This is a genomic window from Rhodococcus sp. NPDC003348, assembly GCF_053589375.1.
The window spans coordinates 11,735-32,402 of sequence record NZ_JBSFRT010000002.1 but is presented as its reverse complement, the minus strand read 5'-3'; the positions used below and the strand labels follow the sequence as shown (position 1 = coordinate 32,402).

General features: G+C 68.7%; 17 protein-coding genes, 2 tRNA genes and 1 pseudogene. 8 read left to right on the top strand and 12 right to left on the bottom strand.

Annotation, left to right across the window (positions count from 1 at the left end):
• The 6 genes and pseudogenes from ACWDU4_RS01570 to ACWDU4_RS01545 form a co-directional block, all read right to left on the bottom strand.
• The gene (locus ACWDU4_RS01570; protein ID WP_450112086.1) at window positions 1-1,815 is read right to left on the bottom strand and encodes a PEP-utilizing enzyme; all 1,815 of its coding nucleotides are present in this window, start codon (window positions 1,813-1,815) and stop codon (window positions 1-3) included.
• A 32-nt stretch (window positions 1,816-1,847) separates the two neighbouring features.
• Window positions 1,848-2,936 carry a PEP/pyruvate-binding domain-containing protein gene (locus ACWDU4_RS01565; protein ID WP_450112246.1) on the bottom strand — a complete coding sequence of 363 codons (1,089 nt, stop codon included), beginning with the start codon at window positions 2,934-2,936 and terminating at the stop codon, window positions 1,848-1,850.
• 6 nt (window positions 2,937-2,942) lie between these two features.
• A pseudogene (locus tag ACWDU4_RS01560) lies at window positions 2,943-4,184 on the bottom strand (cytochrome P450); the annotation flags it as partial.
• 53 nt (window positions 4,185-4,237) lie between these two features.
• Window positions 4,238-5,056 (bottom strand): IclR family transcriptional regulator, encoded by an 819-nt coding sequence (locus ACWDU4_RS01555; protein WP_450112085.1) that lies wholly within the window; start codon window positions 5,054-5,056, stop codon window positions 4,238-4,240.
• Window positions 5,057-5,179: 123 nt separating this feature from the next.
• Window positions 5,180-5,827, bottom strand: a complete 648-nt coding sequence (locus ACWDU4_RS01550; protein WP_450112084.1) for a CoA transferase subunit B — start codon at window positions 5,825-5,827, stop codon at window positions 5,180-5,182.
• Window positions 5,824-6,573 (bottom strand): CoA transferase subunit A, encoded by a 750-nt coding sequence (locus ACWDU4_RS01545; RefSeq protein WP_450112245.1) that lies wholly within the window; start codon window positions 6,571-6,573, stop codon window positions 5,824-5,826. The genes ACWDU4_RS01550 and ACWDU4_RS01545 overlap by 4 nt, the downstream gene beginning before the upstream one ends.
• A gap of 211 nt (window positions 6,574-6,784) precedes the next feature.
• On the opposite strand from ACWDU4_RS01545, the gene pcaB reads away from it, so the two are divergent.
• From pcaB to ACWDU4_RS01525, 4 genes are read left to right on the top strand one after another with little or no spacing between them, the layout of a single operon-like run.
• Window positions 6,785-8,110, top strand: a complete 1,326-nt coding sequence (gene pcaB / locus ACWDU4_RS01540; protein ID WP_450112083.1) for a 3-carboxy-cis,cis-muconate cycloisomerase — start codon at window positions 6,785-6,787, stop codon at window positions 8,108-8,110.
• The gene (gene pcaDC, locus ACWDU4_RS01535) at window positions 8,107-9,324 is read left to right on the top strand and encodes a bifunctional 3-oxoadipate enol-lactonase/4-carboxymuconolactone decarboxylase PcaDC (protein WP_450112082.1); all 1,218 of its coding nucleotides are present in this window, start codon (window positions 8,107-8,109) and stop codon (window positions 9,322-9,324) included. The genes pcaB and pcaDC overlap by 4 nt, the downstream gene beginning before the upstream one ends.
• A complete protein-coding gene (locus ACWDU4_RS01530; RefSeq protein ID WP_450112081.1) occupies window positions 9,321-10,100 on the top strand; it encodes an IclR family transcriptional regulator domain-containing protein in 780 nt (259 codons plus the stop codon). Before pcaDC ends, ACWDU4_RS01530 begins: the two co-directional genes overlap by 4 nt.
• A 20-nt stretch (window positions 10,101-10,120) precedes the next feature.
• The gene (locus ACWDU4_RS01525) at window positions 10,121-11,332 is read left to right on the top strand and encodes an acetyl-CoA C-acetyltransferase (RefSeq protein ID WP_450112080.1); all 1,212 of its coding nucleotides are present in this window, start codon (window positions 10,121-10,123) and stop codon (window positions 11,330-11,332) included.
• Between the two features lie 61 nt (window positions 11,333-11,393).
• Here the strand turns inward: ACWDU4_RS01525 and clpX are convergent, their stop codons facing one another.
• The 5 genes from clpX to ACWDU4_RS01500 form a co-directional block, all read right to left on the bottom strand.
• The gene (gene clpX / locus ACWDU4_RS01520; RefSeq protein WP_450112079.1) at window positions 11,394-12,671 is read right to left on the bottom strand and encodes an ATP-dependent Clp protease ATP-binding subunit ClpX; all 1,278 of its coding nucleotides are present in this window, start codon (window positions 12,669-12,671) and stop codon (window positions 11,394-11,396) included.
• 248 nt (window positions 12,672-12,919) lie between these two features.
• A complete protein-coding gene (locus ACWDU4_RS01515) occupies window positions 12,920-13,582 on the bottom strand; it encodes an ATP-dependent Clp protease proteolytic subunit (protein ID WP_450112078.1) in 663 nt (220 codons plus the stop codon).
• Between the two features lie 41 nt (window positions 13,583-13,623).
• Window positions 13,624-14,253, bottom strand: coding sequence for an ATP-dependent Clp protease proteolytic subunit (locus ACWDU4_RS01510; RefSeq protein ID WP_450112077.1), 630 nt, complete (start codon window positions 14,251-14,253; stop codon window positions 13,624-13,626).
• A gap of 174 nt (window positions 14,254-14,427) precedes the next feature.
• Window positions 14,428-15,792: a trigger factor gene (gene tig / locus ACWDU4_RS01505; RefSeq protein ID WP_450112076.1), complete on the bottom strand. Its 1,365-nt coding sequence runs from the start codon at window positions 15,790-15,792 to the stop codon at window positions 14,428-14,430.
• Window positions 15,793-15,870: 78 nt separating this feature from the next.
• Window positions 15,871-15,947 (bottom strand) — tRNA-Pro (locus ACWDU4_RS01500).
• Between the two features lie 153 nt (window positions 15,948-16,100).
• Here ACWDU4_RS01500 and ACWDU4_RS01495 point away from each other — a divergent pair.
• Window positions 16,101-16,174 (top strand) — tRNA-Gly (locus ACWDU4_RS01495).
• A gap of 16 nt (window positions 16,175-16,190) precedes the next feature.
• Here ACWDU4_RS01495 and ACWDU4_RS01490 read toward each other — a convergent pair.
• Complete coding sequence (locus ACWDU4_RS01490; protein WP_450112075.1) at window positions 16,191-17,240, bottom strand: Lrp/AsnC family transcriptional regulator; 1,050 nt, start codon at window positions 17,238-17,240, stop codon at window positions 16,191-16,193.
• A gap of 117 nt (window positions 17,241-17,357) precedes the next feature.
• On the opposite strand from ACWDU4_RS01490, the gene ACWDU4_RS01485 reads away from it, so the two are divergent.
• The 3 genes from ACWDU4_RS01485 to ACWDU4_RS01475 are packed head-to-tail and all read left to right on the top strand — an operon-like array spanning window position 17,358 to window position 20,582.
• Window positions 17,358-18,710: a flavin-containing monooxygenase gene (locus ACWDU4_RS01485; RefSeq protein ID WP_450112074.1), complete on the top strand. Its 1,353-nt coding sequence runs from the start codon at window positions 17,358-17,360 to the stop codon at window positions 18,708-18,710.
• The gene (locus ACWDU4_RS01480) at window positions 18,697-19,629 is read left to right on the top strand and encodes a bile acid:sodium symporter family protein (RefSeq protein WP_450112073.1); all 933 of its coding nucleotides are present in this window, start codon (window positions 18,697-18,699) and stop codon (window positions 19,627-19,629) included. Before ACWDU4_RS01485 ends, ACWDU4_RS01480 begins: the two co-directional genes overlap by 14 nt.
• On the top strand, window positions 19,626-20,582 hold the full coding sequence (locus ACWDU4_RS01475) for an SDR family oxidoreductase (RefSeq protein WP_450112072.1): 957 nt from the start codon (window positions 19,626-19,628) through the stop codon (window positions 20,580-20,582). The genes ACWDU4_RS01480 and ACWDU4_RS01475 overlap by 4 nt, the downstream gene beginning before the upstream one ends.
• The last annotated feature ends 86 nt before the right edge of the window (window positions 20,583-20,668 follow it).

Genomic DNA, 20,668 nt, shown 5'->3' with positions numbered 1-20,668 from the left:
TCACGCGTCCAGCACGGTGACGGTGCCGGCGGTGCCGTCGACCCGTAGTCGCTGACCGGTCCGGATCTGAGTGGACGCCGACCCGGTGCCGGTGACCGCGGGCAGGCCGTACTCCCGGCACACGATCGCGGCGTGACTCATCATGCCGCCGATGTCGGTGACGGTCGCCGTGATCTTCCCGAAGATCGGGCCCCAGGACGGGGCGGTGATCGGGGCGACGAGGATCTCGCCCTCCTGGACCTCGGTGAGCTCGTCGGCGCTCGTCACCACCCGGGCGACACCCTCGACGACACCCGGGGACGCGGCCATACCCCGCAGCCCGCCGGAGGTGTCCTCGTCGTCGGCGAGCCACTGCTGCACCTGCTCGGTGGTGATGCCGTAGAGCATGCTGGTGAACGGTTCGGTGATGAACTCGGGCGGGGTGTTCAGGGCAGGCTCGGGCCGGCGCGACTTCAGCGCGTCGATGATCCCGCGACGACGCTCGATCTCCTTGGGCCAGTAGCTCGGACCGATCGGTGCGGCACCGACGCCCCAGCCGGTGGCGAGGTCGAAGAGCGCCTCGCGGACCTCGCCCCGACTCAGGTACAGCAGGTCGTCCGGCTGCTCCCAGAAGCCCTCCTCGTGCAGCATCCGGGACAGCTCGCGAACCTTGCGCCAGAACACCCCCATCGTCCAGTGCTCGATGTAGAAGTTGTGGTTCTCCACGTACGGGTAGGCGGTACGAGCCAGTTCCAGCTTGCCGTCGAAGGTGTCCCGGTCCTCACCGCTCAGCAGGTCGCGGTACTCGGCGGAGATCCGTTCCCGCTCGGCAGCGAGCTCGGCGACGGGCCTCATGATGTCCTGGCCGTTTCGCAGCCGGCGGATGTAGTCGGCGATGTACTGGAGCGGGATCTCCTGGTGTTCGATCCAGTACTTGTCATGGCCGTAGAAGCCGTTGCCGACGGTGAAGTTGAACCAGGGATCCTGCGCGGTCCGGTACGCGGCGAGCCACCCCTCCCCTCCCTCCGCGGCGCCGACCTCGGCGAGGGTGGCGCTCGCGTCGGTCGGATCGTCGAAGGCCGCGTCCAGCCCCAGTTCCACGGCGAGGGTTGCGAGCTTCTTGAGTTCGTCGTCCGGCCGGAACAGCTCCATGTCCACGCCCTGCACCATCGTGGCGATCGACTGATCCGGGATGTTCGGGAACACCTGCTTGCAGAACCCGAAGAAGTCGAGGTAGGCGATGTAGCCGAGGTTGAGGAACTCGAAATGGTACTGCCAGTTCTGGTAGCACAGCTGGATCAGCCGGTCGTAGTTCTCGAGCAGCACCTCGGTCCCGTCCTTCGCCCTGCCCGAGGTGATGTCCTCGATCGAGACCATGTCCGGCAGCTTGGCGAACGTCAGCGCGGCCATCTCGTCGATCGTGGTGCGCACCTTCTTGTGCCACTCCTCGAGAAGGCGATCCCAGTTCTGGTAGTAGTAGGCCGCGCGCTCCTCGAAATGCGGTACCCGAGACTCGAACTCGTTCTCGGGAGCTGGAATCGGGGACATGTACAGGTAGCCCAGGTGGATCCGGAACTCGATGCCGTTCGAGTTCGGGATCAGCAGGTGCCGGGTGTTGTACTGGCCGAGGCACTTGACCGCGAACTCGCCGCCGATCGTCTCGAACGGCTTGAACACGGTCGGCCAGTGCTGGCTGTCGCAGAACCAGAATTTCTCGTCCTCGGCCTCCTGCAGGCTGTCCTGGAACACCAGGTTGTATGGGTACAGCTCCTGCCAGCCCTCGGCGCCTTCCGGCGTCTCGAGCGTGAAGGGGCTTGGGAAGGACTTCATCGACATGGGGATGTTCCTCATCGTGGTCACGGGGTCGGTCAGTGGGCGACGGGGCGTCGGGTCATGGACTTCGTGATGCCGGCCACGCTGAAGCTGCGCGGCTTCGCCGGCGAGGCGGTCGGGGCGGTCGCGGGCTTCGACGACCAGACAGTCTCCGGACGGGACTGAAGCAGCAGCAGGTTCTGCCCGTCGGGCAGGTCCGCGTCGAGGGCCCACTCGATGTCCTGCGGGCACCCGTAGTGCTTCTCGGCACGCTTGGCGATCGTCGCCACCGCGCGCAGGTCGTCTTCGGTCAGGCACCGGCACGCGCGGCGGCTCGGGTCCACCTCCCGCTCGACCAGGCTGCGGGACTCGGCGTCCGGGATCAGCTCGGAGTGCTTGGCGCCCACCTTCTCGGTGACCAGGCCCAGTGTCACCTTGTCGAGCACGATGTTGTCCGGAGTCACCTGCCCGGAGACGACCATCTCCCCCACCCCGTAGGACGCGTCGATGGCGATCTTCGAGCGGTCACCGTTGGTGGGGTCGAGTGTCATCGCGACACCGGCGACCTTTGCGTTGACCATCTTCTGGACGGCCACCGCCATCGACAGTCCTTCGTCCGGAATGTTGTTCTTCAATCGGTAGGTGATCGCGCGGCTCGTGTACAACGACGCCCAGCACCGGCGGATGTGCTCGGTCACCGAATCGAGATCCGTCAGCCACAGGTAGGTGTCCTGCTGGCCGGCGAAGCTCGCGTCGGGCAGGTCCTCGGCGGTCGCGGAGGACCGCACCGCCACCGGAACCGGCTCGTCGAAACCGGACTGCAAGCGCTCGTACGCCTCGATCGTCAGCCGTCGCAGTCGGTCCGGTACCGGCCGGGAGACGATCGCATCGCGAATCCGGGCGGAGACGGTGTCGACCTGCGCAACGTCGTCCGGGTCGATATCCGAGAGCAGCCTCCGAATTCCTTCGGCGACACCGGATTCGGCGACGAAGTCGTCGTAGAGGGCGGTCGTGACCGCGAACCCGGGCGGCACCGGCATACCGGCCTGCGTCATCGACACCAGCGACGCGCACTTGCCACCGAGCAGTTCGTGCCGCGGCGCGGTGTCGTCGTCGAAGAACTGGATGTACGGGCCCTCGTCCACTCCGCCCCATTGCACCGGCACCGCGGTCGGGACCCGAAACGACAGGTTGTCTCCGAACGTGATGGCATCGGGGTCGAGCAGTTCCAGATCGGGGGCAAGGGCCAGCACCTGCTCCACCGCGATCCGGGTCTGCAGCTTCGCGAGCATGTTGCCCAGGCAGTAGTGGATGCCGTACCCGAACGCCACGTGCTCGCGCGCGTTGGCCCGCGAGATGTCGAAGACGTCCGGGTCCTCGAATCGGGCGTCGTCGCGGTTCGCGGATCCCATCAGCAGCAGCAGGTTGGCCCCAGCGGGGATCGCGACTCCGCCGACCTCGGTGTCCCGCAGCGCCTTCCGTCGCCACCCGACGATGGACGGGCTGAACCGGAGCACCTCGTCGACGGCCGCGGGAATCAGTTGCGGGTCCGCGGCGAGGGCGGCCCACTGATCGCGGTGTGCGAGCAGCAGGCGCAGGGTGTTGGAGATCAGGGTCGTCGTGGTCTCGTGACCGGCGAACAGCAGGCTGTAGCAGACCGACGCGATCTCGTGGTCGCTGATCGGGTCCCCCTCCCGCTGGGCTCGCACCAGGTCCGCGACCAGACTGTCGCCGCCGTGGGCGTGGGCATGCGCCACCAAGCGCCGGCATTCCTGCCAGTACTCGACGAGATTGTGCGCGTGCGGGATCTGCTCCTCGTCACTCAGGTCGCCCCAGGTCATCGCCGCGCGGGAGTCGGACCATCGCTTGAAGGTGTCCACCTGGCCGGCGTCCGCGCCGATCAGCGTCAAGATCGTCACGGTCGGCACCTCGTAGGCGAGGTCGCGCAGCAGGTCGCCGCGCCGGTCCGGACGCGCGAGCATCGCCCGCAGCTGGGCGTCGACGTTGTCGCGGATGAACGGTTCGAGGGCCCGGTACCGCCGCGGCGTGAACGCCTTCGACACGACCTTCCGAATTCGGGTGTGTTCCGGGGGAATCCGCGCCGACAGACCGGAGTATGCGGTGAATCCGCCGTCCTCCATGACCTTTCGCGCCTGGGGTCCGTGCCGACGGACCGGCGCCTGCGCGTTCTCGCTGCTGAACGTCTCCCAGTCGTCGAAGACGGCCTTCACGTCGTCGTAGCGGCTGATCACCCAGCAGTCGATCCGTTCGTCGAACATGACCGGTTCGTTCGCACGCAGACGGGAGTAGGCGGGGAACGGGTCGGTCATCGCGAACGGTTCGTAGCCGTGATGGGCCACGGGACAACCGGCGGTGGTGATGCTGGTCTCCATGAATCCTCCTTGTGATGGAGACCACCTTCACGTGCGACGGGCGCGCGGCCCAGCTATTTCTTCCGTTCAACGGAAGAGTCGAGCCAGAAGCTTCGAATTGCCTGCTCAACGGGCTGCGGCAGGTCCCGGAAGAGCTTCTCGAGCCTGGTGACGGTCCCCCGCATCGCGGGGAGGAATCGCGGGATCTCGGCGTACCGCGAGCTGGGCAGGACCATGCCGACGGACGCGACGACGTCGCCCTTGGGCGCGTGCACCGGCACCGCCACCGAACAGAGCCCGAGCGCGATCTCCTCGCGGGTCTGCGCGTACCCGTTCTCCCGCACGAGGTCCAGCTCTCGCGCCAGGCGACGGGCGTCGGTGATCGTGTATCGCGACCGGCGCTCGAGCGCGTGGGAGAGGTACGCCTCGCGGAACCAGTCCTCCTCGTACGCCAGCAAGACCTTGCCGACGGCCGTCGGATGCAGCGGCAGCCGTGCACCGACCCGTGCGATCCGCGGGATTCGCCGACTCCCGTAGATCCGGTCGACGTAGATCGCCTCGGTGCCGCGCCGCACCGCGAAGTGCACCGTCTCCCGAGTCAGGTCGAACAGGTCCTGCAGCGGCGAATGCACGATGTCACGCAGCCCCTGGCCGGCGTTCTGGGCGATTTCCCACAGCCGGATACCGACCTGGTAGCGCCCGTCCGAGCCGCGCTGGAGTGCACCCCAGCTCTCCAGTTCGCCGACGAGCCGGTGCACCGTGCTCAGCGGCAGATCCGCCGCGGTGGCGATGTCGGTGAGCGGCAGGGGTTCGGCCCCCGACTCGAAAGCCTCGAGGATCGCGAGCACCCGCGAGGTCGTGGTGCGCCCCGGCTCACGGGGTTGTCCGGCCATCGCAGCATCCTCTCGTACCGCCTCCCCTCGCTGTCACTCCTACTCGCCGGCATCGACACCCCGCAACGCCGACAGCACCCCGGCTTGCAGCCGGGGCGCCGTTCGAGGGCGTCTCGTCGCCGGTCAGCCGACCGCGACGACGTCGACGAGGAGTTCGGCCCCGGTCGCGGCCCGGACCTCGTCGACGGTCACACCGGGAGCGGTCTCGACCAACCGCAGACCGTCCGCCGTCACGTCGAGGACCGCCAGGTCGGTGATGATCCGGTTGACGCACCGCTTTCCGGTGAGCGGCAACGAACACTCGACGACGATCTTCGGCTCGCCGGTCTTGCTGCAGTGGTCGGTGAGGACGATGACGCGGCGAGCGCCGTGCACCAGGTCCATCGCGCCGCCCATGCCCTTGACCATGGCGCCGGGGATCATCCAGTTCGCGAGGTCGCCGGTCTCGCTGACCTGCATCGCACCGAGCACCGCGACGTCGACCTGGCCGCCGCGGATCATCCCGAACGACTGCGCCGAGTCGAAGAAGGATGCGCCGGGCAGGACGGTGATCGTCTCCTTGCCCGCATTGATCAGATCCGCGTCGACCTCGTCCTCGAACGGATACGGCCCGACCCCGAGCACCCCGTTCTCCGAGTGCAGCACGACCTCGATGCCGTCCGGGATGTGGTTCGGGATCAGCGTCGGCATGCCGATGCCGAGGTTGACGTACTGCCCGTCCTCGAGTTCCCGTGCGGCACGGGCCGCCATCTCGTCCCTGGTCCAGCTCACTTCCGCACCGTCCTGTTCTCGACCTGCTTCTCACCGACCACCGGCACGTGCACCACACGCTGCACGTGGATACCCGGGGTGTGCACCTCGTCCGCGTCGATCTCACCGGGCTCGACGAGGTGCTCGACCTCGGCGACGGTGATGCGGCCGGCCGCCGCCGCGGGCGGGTTGAAGTTGCGAGCGCTCTTGCGGAACACGAGGTTTCCGTGCCGGTCGCCCTTCCACGCATGGACGAGCGCGTAGTCGGTGACGATGGCGCGCTCCATCACGTAGGTGACGCCGTCGAACTCGCGTGTCTCCTTCGGCGGGCTGGCGATCGCGATGCCGCCGTCGCCGTCGTACCTGCGGGGCAGGCCACCGGTCTCGACCTGGGTACCGACACCGGCCGGGGTGAAGAAGGCGGGGATACCGGCGCCGCCGGCACGCATCCGTTCGGCGAGGGTGCCCTGCGGCGTCAGCTCCACCTCCAGCTCACCGGCCAGGTACTGCCGGGCGAACTCCTTGTTCACTCCGACATAGGAGCTGATCGTGCGCCGGATCCGGTTGGCGGCGAGAAGCGTGCCGAGACCGAACCCGTCGATTCCCAGGTTGTTGGTGACGGTCTCGAGATCGGTCGCGCCCTGTTCGAGCAGTGCCGCGATCAACGCCTCCGGCACGCCGACCACCCCGAATCCGCCGACCGCGAGTGACGCGCCGCTCGGGATGTCCGCCACCGCTTCGGCTGCTGTGGAAATGACTTTGTCCATCACGGCGACCACGATAGCGCGGGTCGTGCGTTCTGTGAACATGCGTCCGCATTGCGAACATATTTCGGGGCCGGCGTTGCCCGAGTCACTGCGAGGCCCTATCGTGTTCGCATAGCGGCGCTGCGTTCTCATCACGAACAGGCCGTACGGTTCCCACGACGAAAAGGCCGCACATGCTGCACCCGCCCCCACGCCACTCCCGGAGGACCGCGTGACCCGGGGTGAGCTGTTCGATCCGGTGTTCGGGGCGCAGCGGATCGATCCACTGCTGTCCGATCGGGCATGGGTGGCGGCGATGCTCGAAGTCGAGAGCGCACTCGCCCACGCGGCCGCCGACTCCGGCGTGATCACCTCCGACCAGGCGACCGCGATCGCGTCAGCCGCCAACACTCTGTCCGGCACACTCGACCCGGCGCTGCTCGGCGTCGAGGGCGCAGCCGGTGGCAACCCGGTCATCCCCCTGGTCAAGCACCTGCGCGCCGAGTGCGCACCGGCCGGGGTGCCCGGATCGGCGGTGCACGCCGGCGCGACCAGCCAGGACATCCTCGACACCGCGCTCATGGTGATAGCACGGCGAGCCGGCGCCGTGGTGGCCGACGACCTGGCGGTGGCCGCGGACGCCGCGGCATCGTTGGCGCGTCGGTACCGGGACACCCCGATGGCCGCCCGCACCCTCGGCCAGCAGGCACTGCCGACCACATTCGGGGCGCTGGCCGCGGGATGGTGCGCGGGCCTCGACCGGGCGCACCGCTCCCTCACCACCGTGATCGCCCATCTTCCGGTGCAATTCGGTGGTGCCGCAGGCACTCTCGCAGCGCTGCACCCGCTCGGGCTCGAGGTGGCCGATCGGCTCGCCGACGAGCTGGGCCTGGCCCGGCAGTCCGTGCCATGGCACACCGAGCGGACCCGGATCGGCGAGATCGCATCGGCCCTCGGGGTCGCCGCGGGCGTCGTGGCGAAGATCGCAGGCGACGTGGTGCTGATGGCCGCGACGGAGGTCGGCGAGGTCGCCGAGGACGCCCCCGGTGGCTCGTCCGCGATGCCGCACAAGCGCAACCCGGTCGCGGCCGTGACCGCGCGGGGCGCGGCCGTGCGGGTGCCGGGACTCGTCGCGACCGTGCTCGGCTCGATGTCCCACGAGTTCCAGCGCGCCACGGGTGCCTGGCACGCCGAGTGGGAAACGGTCACCGACCTGCTCCGGCTCACCGGCGGCGCCGCGCACAGAATCGGCCAGTGCCTGAGCGGATTGCAGGTGGACGCCGCCGCGATGCGCCGCAACCTCGACGCGACCGGGGGGATGCTGCTCGCCGAACGCGTCACCGCGGCCCTGTCCGGGCACACCGGCGCCGCGCGCGACCTGGTCACCGCCGCATGCCTGGCCGGCCGGCCGCTGGACACCGACCCGGCGGTCGTCGAGTTCCTCGCACCCGAGGCGGTGCGTGAACTGCTCGATCCCGCAACCTACCTCGGCCACGCCGGCGACCTCGTCGACCGCGTGCTGGCCGCCCGATCGACCACGAAGGAGGAGACCCGGTGACGGTCGCCCTCGCCCACCAGGTCACCGGCCCCGGACCCGGCGCCCCGACCGTCGTCCTGCTCGGGTCGCTCGGGTCGGACCGGACCATGTGGGATCCCCAGGTGCGGGCCCTGTCCGCGGACGCCAACGTCGTCGCCGTCGATCTGCGCGGGCACGGCGAATCCCCGGTTCCCTCAGGGCCGTACACGATCGACGACCTCGGCCGCGACGTACTGGCGCTGCTCGACAACCTGCAACAGCCCGCGGTGCACCTGGTCGGGCTGTCCCTCGGCGGCGCGGTCGCCCAGTGGATCGCCGCCCACGCGCCCACCCGCGTCCACACGCTAACCCTGCTGTGCACCTCCGCCAGATTCGGCGAACCACAGACCTGGCTGGACCGGGCGGCCGCCGTCCGCGCCGATGGCACCGGGTCCATCGCCGAGAGCGTCGTCGGACGGTGGTACACCGACGGGCTCGCCGCCCGCGACCCCGAACTGATCGCGTCGTCGCGGGCGATGGTGGACGCCACCGCCGACGAGGGATACGCGGCCTGCTGCGAGGCGCTGTCCGGATGGGACGGCCGCGCCGATCTCGCCCGCATCGCGGCGCCGACGCTGGTGATCGCGGGCCGTCACGACCCCGCCACCACTCCGGCGGACCTGCGGGCGATCGCCGACGGAATCGCGAATTCCACACTGCACGTGCTCGATCCGGCAGCACACCTGGCCAGTGTGGAACAGGCCGGCCGGGTCACCGCGCTGGTCGCCGCCCACGTGGCCGGCCCCGCGCAACGCAGCGAGGCGTACGAGGCCGGTATGCGGGTGCGGCGCACCGTCCTCGGCGACGCCCACGTCGATCGCGCGATCGCAGGCACCACCGCGTTCACCGCACCGTTCCAGGACTTCATCACCCGCACCGCGTGGGGTGACATCTGGACCCGACCCGGTCTCGACCACCACACCCGACGCCTGCTCACCCTCGCGATCCTCACCGCGGTCGGCAACGAGCACGAACTCGACATGCACATCCGCGCGGCACTGCGCGACGACGTCACCGCCGACGAACTGGTGGAAGTCTTCCTGCACACCGCGATCTACGCGGGCGTACCGAACAGCAACCGCGCATTCGCCCTCGGCAAGAATGCTCTCGCTGACGGGGCCGGATCGGCCGACACCGCAGCCGACACCGTCGACACCGCCGGCACGACCGACACCGAGGAGCCTTCCGGACCATGATCGAAGCGTCACCCGACTACGTGCAGTCCCTGGCCCGCGGACTGTCCGTCATCCGCGCATTCGACGCCGAGCACGCTCGGCAGACCCTGAGCGAAGTGGCCAAGACCACCGGACTCACCCGCGCCACCGCCCGCCGGTTCCTGCTCACCCTCGTCGAACTCGGCTACGTGCGCACCGACGGATCGGGTTTCTGGCTGACGCCGCGCGTCCTCGAGCTCGGCTACAGCTACCTGTCGAGCCTGACGCTGCCGGAGATCGCCGGACCGCACCTCGAAGCGTTGACCAAGCAGGTGCACGAGTCCGCATCGGTGTCGATCCTCGACCACGGTGACGTCGTCTACGTCGCGCGGGTCCCGGTCAGCCGGATCATGACCGTCGCCATCACCATCGGCACCCGGTTCCCCGCGTTCGCCACCTCGATGGGCCGGGTGCTCCTCGCCGGACTGTCCGAGAGCGCGTTCGAGGACTATCTGACGACCGTCATGCTGACCCCGCTCACCGCTCGCACCCTCGCCACCCCCGACGCCCTGCGCGACGAGATCGCGAAGGTCCGCGCCGACGGATTCTGCATCGTCGATCAGGAACTCGAGGAGGGGCTGCGCTCCCTCGCCGCCCCGATCCGCGACGCGAGCGGCACGGTGGTCGCCGCCGCCAACATCTCCACGCAGGCCGCCCGCTACTCCGCCGAGGCGGTGCGGACGGACCTGCTGCCTGCACTCCTGAGCACCGTCGACGCGATCGGCGCCGACCTGGTGCGCACGCAATCCCAACCCTGAAACACATGTGAGGACCCACCATGATCGACGCCGTCATCTGTGAACCGCTGCGCACCCCGGTCGGCCGGTTCGGAGGCGTGTTCAAGGACATCGCCCCGGAATCGCTTGCCGCGACGGTGATCACCGAACTCGTCACCCGCACCGGCATCGACGGCTCGCAGATCGACGACGTCATCCTCGGCCAGGCGTCCCCCGGCGGCGACGCCCCCGCGATCGGCCGGATCGCCGCGCTCGACGCAGGACTCGGCATCGACGTGCCCGGACTCCAGGTCGACCGCCGCTGCGGATCCGGACTGCAGGCCGTCGTCCAGGCATGCATGCAGGTCGCCACCGGCGCATCCGAGCTGATCCTCGCCGGCGGCACGGAATCGATGAGCCAGGCCGAGTTCTACGCCACCGGGATGCGCTGGGGTGTCAAGGGCGACGGCGTCGCCCTGATGGACCGCCTCGCGCGGGCCCGGGTCACCGCGGGCGGCAAGAACTTCCCGGTCCCGGGCGGCATGATCGAGACCGCCGAGAACCTGCGCGCCGAGTTCTCCATCAGCCGCGCCGACCAGGACGCCCTCGCCGTCCAGTCGCATCAGCGCGCGGTCGCCGCCCAGAAGGACGGACGTTTCGCCGACGAGATCGTCGAAGTTCCGGTCCCGCAACGCAAGTCGGATCCGATCGTCGTCGACACCGACGAGCACCCCCGGTCCGACACCTCCGTCGAGTCGCTCGCGAAGCTGAGGGCCATCCGCGCCGGTGTCGACCCCGAGTCCACCGTGACCGCGGGCAACGCGAGCGGCCAGAACGACGGCGCCGCGGTGTGCATCGTCACCACGTCGGAGAAGGCCGCCGCGCTGGGACTGCGCCCCCTCGCTCGGCTCGCGAGCTGGGCGGTCGCCGGGGTGGCGCCGCGGACGATGGGCATCGGGCCGGTCCCCGCGACCGAACGGGCCCTGGGCCGGCTCGGGCTCACCCTCGCCGACATGGACGTCATCGAACTGAACGAAGCGTTCGCCGCGCAGGCCCTCGCCGTCCTGCGGACCTGGGACCTCGACCCCACCGACCCGCGGCTGAACCCGAACGGCTCCGGCATCTCCCTCGGCCACCCCGTCGGGGCGACCGGCGCCCGCATCCTCGCCACCCTCCTGCGCGAACTCGACCGGCGCGAGGGCCGCTACGGTCTCGAGACCATGTGCATCGGCGGCGGGCAGGGCCTCGCCGCCGTCTTCGAGCGGCTCGGCTGACCCCTCCAACGACGAAGGCGCCCCCACCAGGTGGTGGGGGCGCCTTCGTCGTTTCCGGCTGCTACGCCGACTTGTCGCGGCGCTCGCGGTCCGGCTTGCGCGGGACGATCGTCGGAAGCACGTTGTCGTTGACGGTCTCGCCGGTCACAACCACCTTGGCGACGTCGTCGCGGCTCGGGATGTCGTACATCACCGGCAGCAGGACCTCTTCCATGATGGCGCGCAGACCGCGGGCACCGGTGCCACGCAGGATCGCCTGGTCGGCCACCGCCTCGAGGGCGTCCGTGGTGAACTCGAGCTCCACCCCGTCCATCTCGAACAGCCGGGTGTACTGCTTGACCAGCGCGTTCTTCGGCTCCGACAGGATCTGCACCAGCGATTCCTTGTCCAGGTTCGTCACCGACGCGACCACCGGAAGACGGCCGATGAACTCGGGGATCAGACCGAACTTGATCAGATCCTCCGGCATCACCTCGGCGAAGTGGTCCTGAGTGTCGATCTCCGCCTTCGAGCGAACCTCGGCACCGAAACCGATGCCGCGCTTGCCGACCCGATCGGAGACGATCTTCTCCAGGCCCGCGAACGCACCGGCGACGATGAACAGCACGTTGGTGGTGTCGATCTGGATGAACTCCTGGTGCGGATGCTTGCGTCCACCCTGCGGCGGCACGCTCGCCTGCGTGCCCTCCAGGATCTTCAGCAGCGCCTGCTGCACGCCCTCACCGGACACGTCGCGGGTGATCGACGGGTTCTCCGACTTGCGGGCGATCTTGTCGACCTCGTCGATGTAGATGATGCCGGTCTCGGCGCGCTTGACGTCGTAGTCCGCCGCCTGGATCAGCTTGAGCAGGATGTTCTCGACATCCTCACCGACGTAGCCCGCCTCGGTCAGTGCGGTCGCGTCCGCGATCGCGAACGGAACGTTGAGCATCTTCGCGAGCGTCTGCGCCAGGTACGTCTTGCCGCAGCCGGTCGGGCCGAGCATCAGGATGTTCGACTTCGCCAGCTCGACGGTCTCCCCGCGCACGTCGCGGCCCTTGTCGCCGGCCTGGATGCGCTTGTAGTGGTTGTAGACCGCGACCGCGAGGGTCCGCTTGGCGGCGTCCTGCCCGATCACGTAGTTCTCGAGGAAGTCACGGATCTCGGCCGGCTTGGGCAGCTCGTCGAGCTTGACCTCACTGGACTCGGCGAGCTCTTCCTCGATGATCTCGTTGCACAGGTCGATGCACTCGTCGCAGATGTACACCCCGGGGCCCGCGATGAGCTTCTTCACCTGCTTCTGACTCTTGCCGCAGAACGAGCATTTCAGCAGGTCTCCGCCGTCACCGATGCGTGCCATCTCGTCAGGTCCTACTTCCTTCTCAGCTGCACTCGCTACGGGTGCTGACCGTTCCGGGCCGGCTGTTCGAGCTGCTGGTTGGGCTGATGTCGCGGGCCCTCGCCCGGCGCGGGCGAAACCCCTGACTGTGACCGTACCCGCCCAGCCGGAACGGGGTCGACTTGTTGACCGTGTTTCGCGCCGACCCGCCCTACCCGTTACAGGTCAGGGCGGGTCGGCACCAGTGCGTCACAACAGCGCGGAAGACGTCACTTCTGCGCGGAGAGCTTCCGGTAGGCCAGGACGTCGTCGATGATCCCGTACTCCTTGGCCTCGTCGGCCGTCAGGATCTTGTCGCGGTCGGTGTCCTTGCGGATCACCTGCGGGTCCTTGCCGGTGTGCCGGCCGAGGGTGTCCTCCATCAGGCGACGCATGCGCTCGATCTCCGCGGCCTGGATCTCGAGGTCCGAGACCTGGCCCTGGATGCCGCCGGTGGCCGGCTGGTGGATCAGCACCCGCGCGTTCGGCAGCGCGAGCCGCTTGCCCGGGGTGCCTGCCGCGAGCAGCACCGCCGCCGCCGACGCCGCCTGCCCGAGGCACACGGTGGTGATGTCCGCGCGCACGTACTGCATGGTGTCGTAGATCGCCATCAGCGCGGTGAACGAGCCACCGGGCGAGTTGATGTACATCGTGATGTCGCGGTCCGGATCCTGCGACTCGAGCACCAGCAGCTGCGCCATCAGGTCGTTCGCGGACACGTCGTCGACCTGGTTGCCCAGGAAGATGATCCGCTCCTCGAACAGCTTGTTGTACGGGTCGGAGGTCTTCACGCCGTAGCTGGTCTGCTCGGTGAACTGCGGCAGGATGTAGCGGGCCGACGGGCCGGCCGGGGCGGTGCCCGAGAGCGCGCGGGGGTTGTACAGGTTGGTCATCTGCTTCTCCAGGAAGGGTAGGGGCGTCGGACGGGCGGCGGCTAGTTGTTGCCGGTGCCGCCGGCCTGCCGCGCGCGGGAGATGACGTGGTCGACGAAGCCGTACTCCTTGGCCTCGGTCGCGGTGAACCAGCGGTCGCGGTCCGAATCCTCGGTGATCTGCTCGACCGTCTGACCGGTGTGCTCGGCGATCAGCTCGGCCATCTCACGCTTGGTGTGGGCGAACTGCTCGGCCATGATCGCGATGTCGGACGCGGTGCCCCCGATACCGGCGGACGGCTGGTGCATCATGATCCGCGCGTGCGGCAGGGCGTACCGCTTGCCCTTGGTGCCCGCGGACAACAGGAACTGCCCCATCGACGCGGCCAGGCCCATGCCGAAGGTCGCGATGTCGCACTCGGCGAACTGCATGGTGTCGAAGATCGCCATTCCTGCCGTCACCGAGCCACCCGGCGAGTTGATGTAGAGCGAGATGTCGCGCGTCGGGTCCTCGGCCGAGAGCAGCAGGATCTGGGCGCACAGCTTGTTCGCGATGTCGTCGTCGACCTGGGTACCGAGGAAGATGATGCGTTCACGGAGCAGCCGCTCGTACACCGAGTCGCTGAGGTTCAGACCTGACGTGGCCGAAGTCATGGCGGGGCCCTGCGAAGCCGCCGGGTTCTGTGAAGTCACGGTACCTGCCTTCTCGATCGCTGAGTTTGCTCGATCACTGGGGTTTCTCGATCGCCGGTTCTCGATCGCTCGAGTCGTCACGATCACTGAAACGTTGCTTCCTGACACAGACACTAACGAACAGGGACGGCCCCGGAGTCCCGGTGCCGCCCCTGTTCGCTGATGGCGTGAAAACTAGCTCTCGTCGGAGTCGGCCGACTCGTCCGTGCCGTCCTCGTCGGGGCTGCCGAACAGCTCCTTGGTGTCGACGGTGGCACCGGTGGTGTCGGTGACCGCGAACTTCTCCACGACCGTGGCCAGCGCCTTGCCGCGGCGCACGTCCGCGAACACCGCGCCGAGCTGACCGGCCTGCTGGATCTGCTGGATGAACTGATCCGGCGACATGCCGTACTGCTGCGCCTGGAAGAGGATCCGCTCGGTCAGCTCCTGCTGGCCGACGTTGGTGCCCTCGGCCTCGGCGATCGCGTCGAGCAGCAGCTGCGTCTTGACGGACTTCTCGGCGGCGGCCTTGGTGTCGTTGTCGAACTCCTCACGCGAGGAACCCTGCGCCTCGAGCAGCTCGCCGAGCTTGGCCTCGTCGTGGTCGAGCGCGTGGATCGCGTCGTGCAGCGCGGCGTCGACCTCCGCCTTGACGACGGCCTCGGGCAGCGGGACCTCGACGGTCTCGAGCAGCGTCTCGAGGACCTTGTCGCGGATCTGGCCGGCCTGCTCGACCTTCTTCACCCGGGCGACGCGCTCACGCAGATCCGCGTTCAGCTCCTCGAGGGTGTCGAACTCGCTGGCCATCTGGGCGAACTCGTCGTCGGCCTCGGGCAGCTCACGCTTCTTGACGGTGTCGACCTTCACGGTCACCACGGCCTCCTTGTCGGCGTGCTCGCCGGCAACCAGCTTGGTGGTGAACTCCTTCGACTCGCCGGCCTTGAGCCCGACGACGGCCTCGTCCAGGCCCTCGATGAGCTGGCCGGAGCCGACCTCGTGGGACAGGCCGGTGGTGGAAGCCTCCGGGACGTCCTCACCGTCGACGGTGGCGGACAGGTCGATGGAGACGAAGTCGCCCTCCTCGACGGCGCGGTCGACGCCAACCAGGGTGCCGAAACGCTGACGCAGCGACAGCAGCTGCTCGTCGACGGCCTCGTCGGTGACCTCGATCGGGTCGACCTCGACAGCGAGGGCCGAGAAGTCGGGCAGGGTGATCTCCGGGCGGACGTCGACCTCGGCGGTGAACGCGAGCTCCTGGCCGTCCTCGATCTTGGTGATCTCGATCTCGGGCTGGCCGATGACCTTGATCTCGCCGGCCGTCACGGCCTCGGTGTAGCGAGCGGGAAGCGCGTCGTTGACGACCTGCTCCAGGACGGCGCCGCGGCCGACACGGGCCTCGAGCAGCTTCGCCGGAGCCTTGCCCGGACGGAAGCCGGGGAGACGGATCTGCTGGGCGAGGGCCTTGTACGCCTTGTCGAAGTCGGGCTTGAGCTCCTCGAAGGGCACCTCAACGTTGATACGGACCCGCGTCGGGCTCAGCTGCTCGACGGTGCTCTTCACGGACATGCTCCTTCGTGTGGTCTATCCGGTCTGCGGGCACCCGGTCTTCGGATGCCCGCGTCTTCTTCATGTTGTCCCTGGTCGGGGTGACAGGATTCGAACCTGCGACCCTCCGCTCCCAAAGCGGATGCGCTACCAAGCTGCGCCACACCCCGTCCGTTCGCGAAGCACCGACACCGCGATCGAAACCGCGGCATCCGCACCGAGTGGGAATCCTACGACCACCCGATTGGCGAATCCAAAGCGAGGTTATGTACAGTCTCCAACGCAGACGGCAGTCATGGCGATCCCAAGATGTCGTGTGCTTCGGGGATGTAGCTCAATGGTAGAGCCCTAGTCTTCCAAACTAGCTACGCGGGTTCGATTCCCGTCATCCCCTCCAGCAGGGAGAAGGCCCGTCACCGTCGAGGTGACGGGCCTTCGTCGTTTCCCCACACGTCCGGCACCACCGAGCGCACCCGCCTGCCCCGCTCGTCGAGCACGTGCCCGAGCAGTTTGTGCAGACGCAGGACCACCGACCGGTCCCGCACGTCGAGATCCGGGTAACCGTCCGCGAGTCGCTGCTCGAACGCACCGAGGTCGCCGACCGACCGGAGCCACACCTGGGCGACCAGGTTGTTCGGGCCGTGCAGGGCGAAGCAGTTGCGCACCTCCGGTTCGCGGCTGAGGCGCCGTCCGGTGTCCTCCAGTCCGGCGGGCGGCACCCGCCCCCAGAAGGTCGCGAGCACCGCGTATCCCGCTAGCGGGCGCGCGAACTCGCACCGCATGGTGACCAGTTCGAGTTGCAGCAGTCGGTCGAGTCGTCGCCGCGCGGCGGGTGCGCTGATCCCCACTCCGGCCGCGAGGTCGGTCAGCGACATCCGTCCGTCCTGCGAGAGCATCCGGAGCAACGCCCTGTCGGCCTGCGACATCGCGGGGGCACCCACTCCTCCCCCGGACCTGCGTGCGGCAGGCAGTGTGGAGCGTTCCTCCGGTCCGAGCGCGTTCAGGCGCCATCGACTGCCCTCGGTGAACCACTGCGTGATCAGCCGTGTCCGGACCGATTCGACGCCGTCGACCGCCGCGACGAATTCGAGCGCGAACCGGGACATCGCCGCGAGGTCGGGGGCGCCGGCCGTCACCAGCAGGTCGTCGTCGCCGCTCGCCCGCTCGACGGTGACCGCAAGGGTGTGGTCGAGCATCGCCTCGGCCACCGCGGTTCCCCGGTCCGGGCTGCACCTGATCTCGAGGAAGGCGGTGCAGAGTTGCCGGAACACGCTCGCGGCCGGCGACACCGTGATCCACGCGTTGCCCGCCCCGGCGAGCCGCTGCCACCGGCGGGCCAGGGTCACCGGGTCGAGGTCGAGCGCCCCGGCCAGCTGCGTCCACGACGCCCGCGGCGCGAGTTGGAGCGCGTTGATCAGCCGGAGGTCCACCTCGTCGATGCTGCCGTCAGTTTCCTGCGTCATACCCAATTATTCTCACGGTTTCCTGCAAAACGTGGACACCGTCGCAGCGAACGGGACGATTCACCGACGCGCCGAATCCGCGGATCCGGCCCATCGGCACGAAAGGCCCGGGTGATCATGTCCACACCACCGCCCACGAGCACCGACGACCGCTACGCGCTCATCGGAGCCGGACCGTCCGGCCTCGCCGCGGCCCGCAACCTGTCCCGGCTCGACATCGCGTTCGACGGATTCGAGTCGCACTCGGAGGTCGGTGGACTCTGGAACATCGACAACCCGCGCAGCACGGTCTACCACTCCGCACATCTCATCTCGTCGAAGACGACGACGCAGTTCACCGAGTTCCCGATGCCCGACAGCGCCGCCGACTATCCGGGACACTCCGAGTTGCGCGAGTACTTCGAGGCGTACGCGCTCCGGTTCGACCTGCATCGGCACTTCCGCTTCGGCACGACCGTGGTCCGCGTCGAACCCGACGGCGACCACTGGATGGTCGACACCGAGACCGACGGCCGCCGCACGACCGCCCGCTACCGCGGGGTGATCATCGCCAACGGCACCCTCTCCGAGCCGAATGTTCCGGCCTTCCCCGGCGCCTTCTCGGGCGAGGTCATGCACACCAGCGCCTACAAGGATCCCCGGATCTTCGACGGGAAGAGGGTGCTCGTGGTGGGGGCGGGCAACAGCGGCTGCGACATCGCCGTCGACGCCGTGCACCATGCCCGGTCGGTGGACCTCAGCGTCCGCCGCGGGTACCACTTCGTGCCGAAGTACGTGTTCGGGCGCCCCGCCGACACCGTTGGGGGCCGCGCGCAGTTGCCGCCCTGGCTCAAGCAACGCGTCGACGGGCGACTGCTGCGCATGTTCACCGGCGACCCCGTCCGGTTCGGATTCCCGGTGCCGGATCACCGGATCTACGAGTCGCACCCGGTCGTGAACTCGCTGATCCTGCACCACCTCGGACACGGCGACGTCACCATCCGCCGCGACATCGCCCGGTTCGACGGCACCGCCGTCCACTTCGTCGACGGAGACCGCCGCGACTACGACCTGGTGATGTGCGCGACCGGCTACCGGTTGCACTACCCGTTCATCGATCCCGAACACCTGGACTGGGCCGGTCGCGCCCCGTCTCTGTACCTGAACATCGCCTCGCGGCGGCATCGCAACCTCTTCGTGCTCGGCATGGTCGAGGCATCCGGCATCGGCTGGCAGGGTCGGCACGAGCAGGCCGAACTCGTCGCGAAGGTGATTCGCGCGCAGGACGAGTCCCCGCACGCCGCCGCCGAGTTCGCGGCCCGGGTGGCGGGACCGCGGCCGGATCTCAGCGGCGGCTATCGGTACCTCGAACTGGACCGGATGTCGTACTACGTGAACAAGGACGCGTACCGCCGCGCCGTCACCGAGCACATCGCGCGCCTGGACACCGCGGCCGTCGTCCCGAAGGGAGCCGATCATGCCGATCGATGACGTGGTGCTGAACTTCAACCCGACGTCGCTGACCCTGCTCAACGTCGTCCTCGCCGCGATCATGTTCGGGATCGCCCTCGACACCACGGTCGACGACTTCCGCGCCGCTCTGCGGATGCCACGCGCGATGGCCGTCGGCATCACCGCGCAGTTCCTGCTGCTCCCCGCGGTGACCTACCTGCTCACGCTGGCACTGAATCCGCCGCCGTCGGTCGCGCTCGGCATGATCCTGGTCGCGTGCTGCCCACCCGGCAACATCTCCAACGTGCTCACGCACCGCGCGAAGGGCAACGTCGCCCTGTCGGTGTCGATGACCGGCATCTCGAACGTGCTCGCGATCTTCCTGATGCCGCTCAACATCGCCTTCTGGGGCAGCCGGCAGGCCGAGACCGACGCGTTGTTGCGCTCGGTCTCGCTGAGCCCGGCCGCGATGCTCGCCGACATCGCCCTGATCATCGGTGTCCCGTTCGCCCTCGGTCTGCTGCTGGCGAACCGGCGGCCGGGCTGGGCGGCCGCGGCCGAACCCTGGGTCAAGAACCTCTCGTTGCTCGCACTGCTTGTGTTCATCGCCGCCGCGCTCGCCGGGAACTTCTCCGTCTTCGCCGCGCACATCGGGGTCGTCCTGGTCGCGGTGTTCCTTCACGACGCGGCGGCCCTGGCGCTCGGCTATCTGTGCGGGACCGCGACCGGACTCGACGAGTACAGCCGGCGGGCGGTGACGTTCGAGGTCGGCGTCCGCAATGCCGGGCTCGGCCTGGGCCTGGTGTTCACGTTCTTCGACGGCCTCGGTGGCATGGCCATCGTGGCCGGCTGGTGGGGCATCTGGGACATCGTCGCCGGGCTCGTCCTGGCGAGCGCGTGGGCGCGACGTCGCACCACGAACAGGGACACCACGAACAAGGAAGGGGTTCCGGCATGACCGTGACTGTCACGGGCGGTAGCGGATTTCTCGGGCGGTCGGTGGTTCGCGGGCTCCGCGACGCCGGCGCGCAGGTGATCAGCGTGGACCTGCGCCCGCCCGCCGAGCAACTGGACGGCGTCGTCTACCGAACCGCCGACGTGTGCGACCCGGCGTCGCTGACCGCGACGCTGACCGAACACCCCAGCACGGCTGTCGTTCACCTGGCCTCCATCGTCAACCCCGGCAGGTCGACGACCCGCGAGCAGGAGTACCGCGTCGACGTCGACGGCTCGCGCAACGTCCTCGAGGCGTGCGTGGCACACGGCGTCCGGCGGATCGTCGTGTCCTCCAGCGGGGCCGCGTACGGCTACCACGCCGACAATCCACCCTGGATCACCGAGGTCACGCCGCTGCGCGGCAACGACAGCTTCGCCTACAGCCGGCACAAGCGTCTCGTCGAGGAGATGCTCGCCGAGTACCGACGCGACCATCCCCACCTGGAGCAGACGGTGTTCCGGATCGGCACCATTCTCGGTGCCGACGTGGACAACCAGATCACCGCGCTGTTCGACAAGAAGCGGCTGCTCAAGATCCGCGGCAGCGACAGTCCGTTCGTCTTCGTCTGGGACGAGGACGTCTCGGCCGCGATGGTGCAGGCCGTCACCGGCACCCGCACCGGGATCTTCAACGTCGCCGGGGACGGCGCGATGACGATCGACGAGATCGCCGAGACACTGGGCAAGCCCACGCTCGCGGTCCCGGCGGCCGCGGTCCGCGCGGGGCTGGCCGTCGGCAACGCGCTGGGGCTGACCGTGCACGGACCGGAACAGACGAAGTTCCTGCAGTACCGTCCCGTGCTCAAGAACGACCGCCTCAAGTGCGTCTTCGGATACACGCCGCGGTACACGACCAGGGAGGCGTTCGCGGCGTGGCGGGCGGCGCGCGCCGGACGGACCCTGGCAGTCGACTGAGAACGATGCGCAGACCGCCCCAATCCGGAAGCCGCTCCACTTAAGGTGGAACATGTTTCAGTCTGCCATCCGCCTCAGTGAAGGAA